General features: G+C 57.0%; 9 protein-coding genes and 1 pseudogene. 7 read left to right on the top strand and 3 right to left on the bottom strand.

Annotated elements, in window-relative coordinates; genetic code table 11:
- Both QN378_RS22235 and QN378_RS22230 read left to right on the top strand, forming a co-directional pair.
- Positions 1-84, top strand: a pseudogene (locus tag QN378_RS22235) (threonine dehydratase); the annotation flags it as partial.
- Positions 85-148: 64 nt separating this feature from the next.
- Complete coding sequence (locus tag QN378_RS22230) at positions 149-577, top strand: DUF2269 family protein (protein ID WP_323550633.1); 429 nt, start codon at positions 149-151, stop codon at positions 575-577.
- 73 nt (positions 578-650) lie between these two features.
- Here QN378_RS22230 and QN378_RS22225 read toward each other — a convergent pair whose 3' ends face one another.
- Positions 651-1,307 carry an HAD family hydrolase gene (locus QN378_RS22225; RefSeq protein WP_322206349.1) on the bottom strand — a complete coding sequence of 219 codons (657 nt, stop codon included), beginning with the start codon at positions 1,305-1,307 and terminating at the stop codon, positions 651-653.
- 142 nt (positions 1,308-1,449) lie between these two features.
- Between QN378_RS22225 and QN378_RS22220 the strand changes: the two genes are divergently transcribed.
- A complete protein-coding gene (locus QN378_RS22220; protein ID WP_322206987.1) occupies positions 1,450-1,929 on the top strand; it encodes an RNA pyrophosphohydrolase in 480 nt (159 codons plus the stop codon).
- 22 nt (positions 1,930-1,951) lie between these two features.
- Entirely contained in the window at positions 1,952-4,231 is a 2,280-nt protein-coding gene (gene ptsP / locus QN378_RS22215) for a phosphoenolpyruvate--protein phosphotransferase (protein WP_322206350.1), read from the top strand.
- A gap of 30 nt (positions 4,232-4,261) precedes the next feature.
- On the opposite strand, the gene QN378_RS22210 is transcribed toward ptsP, so the two are convergent.
- Positions 4,262-5,008 (bottom strand): NRDE family protein, encoded by a 747-nt coding sequence (locus tag QN378_RS22210; RefSeq protein ID WP_323550636.1) that lies wholly within the window; start codon positions 5,006-5,008, stop codon positions 4,262-4,264.
- Positions 5,009-5,161: 153 nt separating this feature from the next.
- Here QN378_RS22210 and lgt point away from each other — a divergent pair, with 153 nt between their 5' ends.
- The gene (gene lgt, locus QN378_RS22205) at positions 5,162-5,974 is read left to right on the top strand and encodes a prolipoprotein diacylglyceryl transferase (RefSeq protein ID WP_322206352.1); all 813 of its coding nucleotides are present in this window, start codon (positions 5,162-5,164) and stop codon (positions 5,972-5,974) included.
- Between the two features lie 53 nt (positions 5,975-6,027).
- Positions 6,028-6,999: a thymidylate synthase gene (locus QN378_RS22200; RefSeq protein WP_322206353.1), complete on the top strand. Its 972-nt coding sequence runs from the start codon at positions 6,028-6,030 to the stop codon at positions 6,997-6,999.
- 75 nt (positions 7,000-7,074) lie between these two features.
- Here QN378_RS22200 and cadR read toward each other — a convergent pair whose 3' ends face one another.
- Positions 7,075-7,521 carry a Cd(II)/Pb(II)-responsive transcriptional regulator gene (gene cadR, locus QN378_RS22195; RefSeq protein WP_322206354.1) on the bottom strand — a complete coding sequence of 149 codons (447 nt, stop codon included), beginning with the start codon at positions 7,519-7,521 and terminating at the stop codon, positions 7,075-7,077.
- Between the two features lie 81 nt (positions 7,522-7,602).
- Between cadR and QN378_RS22190 the strand changes: the two genes are divergently transcribed.
- Entirely contained in the window at positions 7,603-9,822 is a 2,220-nt protein-coding gene (locus tag QN378_RS22190) for a heavy metal translocating P-type ATPase (protein ID WP_323550638.1), read from the top strand.
- Positions 9,823-9,848 lie beyond the last annotated feature (26 nt).

Below are 9,848 nucleotides of genomic sequence, written 5' to 3'. Positions count from 1 at the left end.
CTGATTCCGGCGGCGTTGGCGGAAATCGGCTACCCGTATTGGGATGAAAGCGAAAACCCGGCTTACAAGCTGTTCCTAGGCTAACCCGCTGAGGAGCACTGCTGCGCTGCTACCCTGACTAATAAGCTCTGACAGGAATTTACCAAAAATGGAATATTTCACCGCCATCAAAATCGTCCACGTTGTCGCCACCGTGCTGCTTCTACTCAGCGCATTGGCGCTTGTGGTCTGGGTCATTCGCAGCCGCCGTGCTGGCGACTTGACCGCCCAGCGCCGCACCTTGCAGCGACCATGGTTGTTTGCCTGGATCTTGATGGGCTTGTGCTTGTTGATCTTGCCGGTCAGCGGCTGGTGGCTGGTGCATTACGCCGGCTGGCCATTGGGCCAGACCTGGTTATTGGCCGCGAGCGTGCTTTACACCTTCGGTACCCTGAGCTGGGCGTGGCTGTTGGTGCGCCTCAACCGCCTGCGCGTCCCCTCCGTCATCGGTCACCCCAAATTCACCTTGGCCCTCGCCCTGTTCTGCGGCGTGTGTTTTATCGCCATCGCGGGGTTGATGGGGGCTAAGCCGGTTTAAACCCAAGCGTTATGTCCGGAGTACCGAGACTCCCTCTTCGCAACTTATTCGCGGAGGAACCATTCGAAACGGCTTAATTCCTCAGCGTGATTACCGGCCAGCCACGCCGCTCGGCTTCAGCGCGCAACGTTGGATCTGGGTCGACAGCTATTGGGTTGGCTACTTGCTCCAGTAAGGGCAGGTCGTTCATTGAGTCGCTGTAGAAGTAGCTGTCGTCGAGATTGAATCCGGTCTCCTCTAGCCAGCGATTAAGTCGCGTCACTTTCCCTTCGCGGAAGCACGGGACGTCGGTTGTTCGCCCGCTGTAGCGACCATCAACGATTTCGCACTCGGTGGCCAGCAAGGTATCAACACCAAACCGCGCAACGATTGGCGCGGTCACAAAGCGGTTGGTGGCGGTGATCACCAGCAGTTTGTCACCCGCTTTACGGTGCTTAGCCACCAGCGCTTCGGCTTTGGGCAAAATAATCGGCTCGATGCAGTCGCGCATGAACTCACGGTGCCATATGTCCAACTGGGCCATGTCGGTGCGACCGAGGATTTCCAGGCTGAAGTTCAGATAGTCCGTCAGGTTGAGGGTTCCCGCCAGGTAATCCTGGTAAAACGCGTCGTTGCGCGTTTTGTAGGCGATGGCGTCGAGAATGCCGCGTTCGCAGAGATAATCTCCCCAAGCGTGATCGCTATCGCCACCTAGAAGTGTGTTGTCAAGGTCGAATAAGGCCAGGCGCATGAAGTTACTCACTGAATTACCACGGAAAAGGCCGTCAGAATACGAGCTTTTCACAAGAGTTCACATAAGCTGCGAAGCCTCGTTGCTGCTTTCAACAGCTTTGTGGAACAATGCGACGACATGCGTTTACGAGGCCGCTGCCGTGATCGACCCCGATGGTTTCCGTCCTAATGTCGGGATTATTCTGACAAATGATGCTGGTCAGGTCTTATGGGCTCGGCGAATCAACCAAGATGCCTGGCAGTTTCCGCAGGGTGGAATCAACCCGCTCGAGACGCCAGAAGACGCTTTGTATCGCGAATTGAATGAAGAAGTCGGGCTGGAACGGCAGGATGTTGAAATTCTCGCCTGCACCCGTGGCTGGTTGCGTTATCGTTTGCCGCAGCGTTTGGTCAGAACGCACAGCCAACCGCTGTGCATCGGCCAGAAGCAAAAGTGGTTTCTTCTGCGCCTGATCTCAAACGAGCAGCGGGTAAGGATGGATTTGACCGGTAAACCGGAGTTTGATGGCTGGCGTTGGGTCAGTTATTGGTATCCGTTGGGCCAGGTAGTGACATTCAAGCGCGAGGTTTACAGACGCGCCCTTAAAGAACTTGCACCGCGCCTGTTGGCGCGCGACTGACCACGGAGTTCGACCCCCAGCCATGCTCAATACGCTGCGCAAGATCGTCCAGGAAGTTAACTCCGCCAAGGATCTCAAGGCGGCGTTGGGGATTATTGTGTTACGCGTCAGAGAGGCCATGGGCAGCCAGGTCTGCTCGGTCTATTTGCTCGACACCGAATCCAACCGCTTTGTATTAATGGCCACCGAGGGCCTGAACAAGCGATCCATTGGTAAGGTCAGCATGGCGCCGAACGAAGGTTTGGTCGGTCTCGTGGGGACCCGCGAAGAGCCGCTGAATCTGGAAAACGCTGTTGACCACCCACGTTATCGCTACTTTGCCGAGACTGGTGAAGAGCGCTACGCCTCGTTCCTTGGCGCACCGATTATCCACCACCGTCGCGTGGTCGGGGTGTTGGTGATCCAGCAAAAGGAGCGGCGCCAGTTCGACGAGGGCGAAGAAGCCTTTCTCGTGACCATGAGCGCTCAGTTGGCTGGCGTTATCGCCCACGCCGAAGCCACTGGTTCGATTCGTGGCTTGGGTCGTCAAGGCAAAGGCATTCAAGAAGCCAAGTTTGTTGGCGTGCCGGGCTCGCCAGGCGCGGCTGTCGGTACAGCTGTGGTGATGTTGCCCCCGGCTGATCTGGAAGTGGTGCCCGACAAGAACGTCAGCGACATTAAAGCTGAATTGGCGTTGTTCCAAAATGCACTGGAAGGCGTACGCGGCGATATGCGTTCGCTCTCGGCCAAACTCGCCACGCAGCTGCGACCTGAAGAGCGTGCATTATTTGATGTTTACCTGATGATGCTCGACGACGCTTCTCTGGGCAGTGAAGTGACCGACGTGATCAAGACCGGCCAATGGGCCCAAGGTGCACTGCGCCAGGTAGTCAACGAGCACGTCAAACGTTTTGAATTGATGGACGACGCTTATCTGCGTGAGCGCGCCTCCGACGTCAAGGATTTGGGTCGTCGGCTGTTGGCTTATCTGCAGGAAGCACGTCAGCAAACCTTGGTTTATCCCGACAACACCATTCTGGTCAGCGAAGAACTGTCACCGGCGATGCTCGGTGAGGTGCCCGAAGGCAAGTTGGTCGGCCTGATCTCGGTGCTCGGTTCCGGCAACTCCCACGTCGCGATTTTGGCGCGGGCCATGGGTATTCCCACGGTCATGGGCGTGGTGGATCTACCTTATTCCAAAGTCGATGGCATCCAGCTGATTGTCGATGGCTATCACGGTGAGGTTTACACCAACCCCAGCGATATTTTGCGCAAGCAATACGCTGAAGTGGTCGAAGAAGAGCGCCAGCTGTCCTTAGGTCTGGACTCCTTGCGTGAATTGCCGTGCGTGACGCTGGACGGGCATCGCATGCCACTTTGGGTCAACACCGGCCTGCTGGCAGACGTCGCGCGCGCGCAACAGCGCGGAGCCGAAGGTGTAGGTCTTTACCGCACTGAAGTGCCGTTCATGATCAATCAGCGTTTTCCGAGCGAAAAAGAACAACTCGCGATTTATCGCGAACAATTGGCGGCTTTCCACCCATTGCCAGTGACCATGCGCAGCCTGGACATCGGTGGCGATAAATCGCTGTCGTACTTTCCGATTAAAGAAGACAACCCGTTCCTGGGCTGGCGCGGTATCCGCGTCACCCTCGATCACCCGGAAATTTTCCTGGTGCAGACCCGCGCCATGCTCAAGGCCAGTGAGGGCTTGAACAACCTGCGGATTTTGCTGCCAATGATTTCCAGCACCCACGAAGTGGAAGAAGCGTTACACCTGATCCACCGAGCCTGGGGCGAAGTACGCGACGAAGGGTTCGACGTGCCGATGCCGCCAATTGGTGTGATGGTTGAAGTCCCGGCAGCGGTGTACCAAACCCGTGAATTGGCGCGTCAGGTGGACTTCCTTTCGGTGGGTTCCAACGACTTGACCCAATACTTATTGGCGGTAGATCGCAACAACCCACGGGTTGCCGATCTGTATGACTACCTGCACCCGGCAGTGCTGATGGCGTTGCAGCATGTGGTGCACGATGCCCATTTGGAAGGTAAACCAGTGAGCATTTGCGGTGAGATGGCCGGCGACCCCGCGGCAGCGGTGCTATTGATGGCAATGGGTTATGACAGTTTGTCGATGAATGCCACCAACTTGCCGAAAGTGAAGTGGATGTTGCGTCAGATCCACCTGAGCAAGGCCAAGGAGTTGCTGGCGCAATTGATGACCAACGACAATCCGCAAGTCATCCGCAGCTCGTTGCAGTTGGCCCTGCGTAATCTTGGCCTGGCCCGGATGATTAATCCGGCGTCGGTTAAAGGGCATTGATCACGCAGCACGGCACCACAGGGATTTAGGTCAAACAATCAACTCAACCACCCCTAAATGCCCGCCATACGGCCCGAAGCTGTGTTCAGCGAAGTGACGACTGCCGTCGGCATTAACGATCAATGCGCTGCTGGCGCGCGTGCCGTAGTTCGGGCTGGAAATAAACACGCTGGATAACAGGCTTTCCGTAACCCGTCCTACCCCGGTGTCAGGTAGACCAGCCTCGGGTGCAATGTCAGGATCGCGCAGTAACCCCAATAGCGCCGAGACTTGCGGATCGTCTAATTCAGCGAGCAGCGCCGCTTTGGCTTTCAACAGCTTTGGCCATGGAGTGTCCAGTCCGGCGTTTGATAGGCCGTAAACACCGGCCTTGAGTAGCTGCGGCTGCGCACTGACCGCACTCAGGAAAAACAAAGAATCCGCCGTGCCCAGCAACAAATTGAAACCCCCATATTCGCCTGCACATGCCACCACTTCGGCCAGATAATCCTCAATGGGCTGCTCACCGGTCAGAAACCGCGCAACCAGTTCGCCGCGAGAGCGTCGTCCCGGCGGGTGATTCGGATCGCGAATGTTAGTCAGCGCTGCAAATCGACCGTGGTTTCCGATACCGAGCCACGTCCCACCAGCTTCCAGATCCCGGCCCGCATACACGCCGGGCGCATCGTGCCATTCAGTCATTGGCTGGGTCGGGCGCGCGTAAAATTCATCGCGGTTGGCAGCGACGATCAGCGGTTGCCGGTGAGTGGGGCGCCAAGCGAAGACGATCAGGCACATGCGAACCTCCTTTTTCACCACTGTACCGCAGATCGATCCGACACCCATCCGCTCACACGGGTAGAGCTAAAGGGTGTGCTTCCGTTACCATGACCGATTGAAAATCGCAGACGGCTGACCGCTGCTGCCAAAGCGTTTATTTGAGGAGTCGCAATGCTGCCTTACCCGCAGATTGATCCAGTTGCATTGGCCATTGGCCCGCTGCAGATTCATTGGTATGGCTTGATGTACCTGGTCGGCATTGGTGGTGCATGGTTACTCGCGTCACGTCGTATGAACCGTTTCGACCCGACCTGGACCAAAGAAAAGCTCTCCGACCTGATCTTTTGGCTAGCCATGGGGGTTATCGTCGGTGGGCGACTGGGCTATGTGCTGTTCTATGACCTGAGTGCCTACATCGCCAATCCGCTGTTGATTTTCGAAGTTTGGAAAGGCGGTATGGCGTTCCACGGCGGCTTTATCGGCGTGATGATTGCCGCCTGGTGGTTCGGCAGGCGCAACGGCAAGTCGTTCTTCCAATTGATGGACTATGTTGCGCCGATGGTCCCGATTGGTTTGGGCGCCGGGCGTATCGGCAACTTCATCAATGCCGAATTGTGGGGCAAACCGACGGACCTGCCGTGGGCCATGATTTTCCCGCCGTTCAGCGATCCGGCGCAGTTGCCGCGTCATCCGTCGCAGCTTTATCAATTCGCGCTGGAAGGCGTGGCACTGTTCGTCATCCTCTGGCTGTTCTCGCGCAAACCCCGTCCGACCATGGCGGTTTCCGGGATGTTCGCGTTGTTCTATGGGATCTTCCGCTTTGTCGTCGAATTCGTCCGCGTGCCGGATGCGCAGCTGGGCTATTTGGCTTGGGGCTGGGTCACTATGGGTCAGATTCTGAGCCTGCCAATGATCATTGGCGGTCTGGTGCTGATCTGGCTGGCGTATCACCGCGCATCTGCCACCAAAAGCGCGACGGTTTAACACTGAAATGCCGGGCGTTTACGTCCGGCGGGTTCATTGATGCAGGGTAATGTATGAAGCAATATCTGGATCTGGTCGCTCATGTGATCCAAAACGGAACGCTGCAAGCGAACCGCACCGGGGTCAAAACCATTAGTTTTCCCGGCGCCATGCTGCGTTATGACCTGAAAGAGGGCTTCCCGGCGATTACCACCCGGCGCATGGCCTTTAAGTCGGCCATCGGCGAAATGGTCGGTTTCCTGCGTGGCGTGAGCAACGCCGCAGAGTTTCGAGAGCTGGGTTGCAAGGTCTGGGACCAAAACGCCAACGAAAACGCGCAATGGCTGGACAACCCATTCCGCAAGGGCGAAGACGATTTAGGCGAAATTTACGGTGTGCAATGGCGCAAGTGGCCCGCGTATAAACGTATCGATTCTGGCAACGTCAAGGCTATCGAGCTGGCGATCAGTCATGGCTATCGGCAAATTGCTCAGTCCGAAGAATACGGTCAGGCCTATGTGGTGCTGTACAAGGCCATCGACCAGATTCGCCAGTGTGTCGACACCATCATGAAAGACCCAGGCAGCCGGCGGATTCTGTTTCATGGCTGGAACTGCGCGCAATTGGATGAAATGGCCTTACCGCCGTGTCATCTGCTTTACCAGTTCCACCCTAACCAGGAAACTCGCGAAATCTCCCTGACGCTGTATATCCGCTCCAACGATTTGGGGCTGGGAACGCCGTTCAACCTGACCGAAGGCGCGGCGTTGCTGTCGCTGATCGGACGCCTGACGGGCTACACCCCGCGTTGGTTCACGTATTTCATTGGTGATGCCCACGTCTATGAAAATCACCTGGACATGCTCAATGAACAGCTCAAGCGCGAGCCGTTCCCGGCGCCTCAGTTGGTGATCTCCGAGCGCGTGCCAGCGTTCGCCCAGACTGGCGTGTATCAACCAGAATGGTTGGAGCTGATCGAACCGGCTGATTTCTCGCTGGAAGGGTATCAACATCACCCAGCCATGACGGCGCCGATGGCTGTTTGAAAATGGGTGCCTGACACATCGCCTTCCCGAATGAATTCGGGAAGGGCTTAGCGCGTTGTCGTAGACACGCCGCCATCAATGCCCATGACTTCTCCCCACATGAGAATGCTCGCTCTCCACCGCTATCACCGCGCCACTCACTTCCAACTGCTGCAAAATCCCACAGTGTTTCAGCGTGCCGTCGGTGCAGCGTTGGCGCAGTTCCAGTAATTGCGTTTGCAGCGCTTGCAGGCTGGCGACCCGGGCGTTGACGTGTTGGATGTGTTCGTCGATCAATGCATTGACGCTCTCGCATTGGTCTTGCGGGCTGTCACGCAAACTCAACAGGCTGCGGATTTCTTCGTGAGTCATGTCCAGGCTGCGGCAATTGCGAATAAACGTCAGCCGCTCAACATGAGCCTGGGTGTACACCCGATAATTGCCGTCACTGCGCGCAGGCGGCGGCAGCAGGCTTTCGCGTTCGTAGTAGCGGATGGTTTCCACTTGGCAATCGGTCAGTTTTGCCAGTTCGCCAATCTTCATGGATTTATCTCAAATAGTTGCTTGACCCTATAGTGGCTACAGGGTGTTCACTTGGCAATAAGCGCCAACAAGGACACCCTTATGAATTCCCTCGAACACCGCCACGTCAAACTGCCCGCCGCCCATGATCATGACCACGGCTGCTGTTCGAGCGCTAGCGCTCCGGCCATCGTTAAAATCGCTACGTCGTCTGCTTCGGCTGGCCGGCTGAGCAGTTTTCGCATCGAGCAAATGGACTGTCCTACCGAGCAAACCTTGATCCAGAACAAACTGGGCAAGCTCGCCGGTGTTCAGCAGTTGGAATTCAACCTGATCAATCGGGTGCTGGCAGTGACCCACGATCTGCCTTGCGTCGATCCAATCATTGAAGCCATCAAGTCGATAGGCATGCATGCCGAGCCGATTGAGAAGGGCGCTGATCTCGCCGCGCCCGCACCGATGCCGCAGAAAAAATCCTGGTGGCCGCTGGCTGTGTCGGGCGTCGCCGCGTTGGCCTCCGAAGTGATTCACTTTACTCAGTTGGCGCCAACGTGGGTGGTTGCGCTGGTGGCGATCATTGCGATTTTGAGCGGTGGCCTGAGCACCTACAGAAAGGGCTGGATCGCCCTGAAGAACTTCAACTTGAACATCAATGCGCTGATGAGCATCGCGGTGACCGGTGCTGTGTTGATTGGGCAGTGGCCAGAAGCGGCCATGGTGATGTTCTTGTTCACCGTGGCGGAACTGATCGAAGCCAAATCTCTTGACCGCGCACGCAATGCCATCGGCGGTTTGATGCAGATGACCCCGGACGTTGCCACCGTGCAACAGGTCGACGGTTCATGGGTTGAGCAAGACGTGAAACACATCGAGCTGGGCGCTCGTGTACGGATTAAGCCCGGTGAGCGCATTGGTTTGGACGGCGATGTGGTGTCCGGCAGTTCGACCATTGATCAGGCATCTATTACCGGAGAAAGCCTGCCGGTAGAAAAGACCGTGGGCGATAAAGTCTTCGCCGGCACCCTCAATCAATCGGGCTCACTGGAATATACGGTGACGGCGGCGGCCAACAATTCGACCTTGGCGCGAATCATCCATGCGGTGGAAGCGGCGCAAGGCTCGCGGGCGCCGACCCAGCGGTTTGTCGACAGCTTCTCGAAAATATACACGCCAGCGGTGTTTATCTTGGCCTTGGCCGTGGCAATCATCGCGCCGCTGTTCATGGGCGCGGTCTGGTTCGATTGGATCTATCGGGCGCTGGTGCTGTTGGTGGTTGCGTGTCCTTGTGCGTTGGTGATTTCCACCCCGGTGACCATTGTCAGCGGTTTGGCTGCTGCTGCGCGTAAAGGGATTTTGGTCAAGGGCGGTGTGTATTTGGAAAACGGGCATCGGCTCAATTATTTAGCGCTGGATAAAACCGGGACCATCACCCACGGCAAACCGGTGCAGACCGATTTCATGTTGCTTGAGGCGCTGACGACTGATGCCGTCGCCATCGCCGCCAGCCTGGCCAATCGCTCGGACCATCCGGTGTCCCAAGCCATCGCCAAGGCCGCGGATACACAGGGCGTTTCGCTACACGACGTGCAGGCGTTCGAGGCGCTAGTGGGTCGTGGAGTGAAGGGCGAAGTCGCGGGTCGGGTTTATTACTTGGGTAACCACCGCCTCGTCGAAGAGCTGGCGCTGTGTTCCGTCGCACTGGAAGAGAAGCTCGATGCGCTGGAAATCCAAGGCAAAACCGTGGTCCTGCTGTGTGATCAGTCCGGCCCGCTGGCGCTGTTCGCAGTGGCCGATACGGTCAAGGACAGCTCCCGTGAAGCGATCCGCCAATTGCACGAATTGGGCATCAAAACTGTGATGCTGACTGGCGACAACCCGCACACCGCCAAGGCAATTGCCGAGCAAGTGGGGATTGAACAGGCGCAGGGTAATTTATTGCCAGCAGACAAGTTGCAGGCCATTGAGCAATTGTATGCCCAGGGGCATCGGATCGGGATGGTAGGTGACGGCATCAACGACGCCCCGGCGTTGGCGCGGTCGGAGATTGGTTTCGCCATGGCTGCCGCAGGCACCGACACCGCAATTGAAACTGCGGATGTGGCGTTGATGGACGATGACTTGCGCAAGATCCCGGCGTTTATCCGACTGTCACACCAGACCTCGGCGATTCTGAAGCAGAACATCGTGCTGGCGCTGGTGATCAAGGCGGTTTTCCTGGCGATCACCTTCGCGGGCATGGCGACTATGTGGATGGCGGTGTTCGCTGACATGGGTGTGAGTTTGTTGGTGGTGTTTAACGGTCTGCGGTTGCTCAGAAAATAAGCGTTGCCCATGACATCGTCTTCGCA

This window comes from Pseudomonas sp. 10S5, from assembly GCF_035019745.1.
Classification (GTDB): domain Bacteria; phylum Pseudomonadota; class Gammaproteobacteria; order Pseudomonadales; family Pseudomonadaceae; genus Aquipseudomonas.
This window is presented reverse-complemented; position numbering and strand designations above follow the sequence as displayed.

Coding starts and splice junctions, on each gene's coding strand:
- QN378_RS22230 (WP_323550633.1), top strand. CDS start 149: ATGGAATATTTCACCGCCATCAAAATCGTCCACGTTGTCGCCACCGTG.
- QN378_RS22225 (WP_322206349.1), bottom strand. CDS start 1,307: ATGCGCCTGGCCTTATTCGACCTTGACAACACACTTCTAGGTGGCGAT.
- ptsP (WP_322206350.1), top strand. CDS start 1,952: ATGCTCAATACGCTGCGCAAGATCGTCCAGGAAGTTAACTCCGCCAAG.
- QN378_RS22210 (WP_323550636.1), bottom strand. CDS start 5,008: ATGTGCCTGATCGTCTTCGCTTGGCGCCCCACTCACCGGCAACCGCTG.
- lgt (WP_322206352.1), top strand. CDS start 5,162: ATGCTGCCTTACCCGCAGATTGATCCAGTTGCATTGGCCATTGGCCCG.
- QN378_RS22200 (WP_322206353.1), top strand. CDS start 6,028: ATGAAGCAATATCTGGATCTGGTCGCTCATGTGATCCAAAACGGAACG.
- cadR (WP_322206354.1), bottom strand. CDS start 7,521: ATGAAGATTGGCGAACTGGCAAAACTGACCGATTGCCAAGTGGAAACC.
- QN378_RS22190 (WP_323550638.1), top strand. CDS start 7,603: ATGAATTCCCTCGAACACCGCCACGTCAAACTGCCCGCCGCCCATGAT.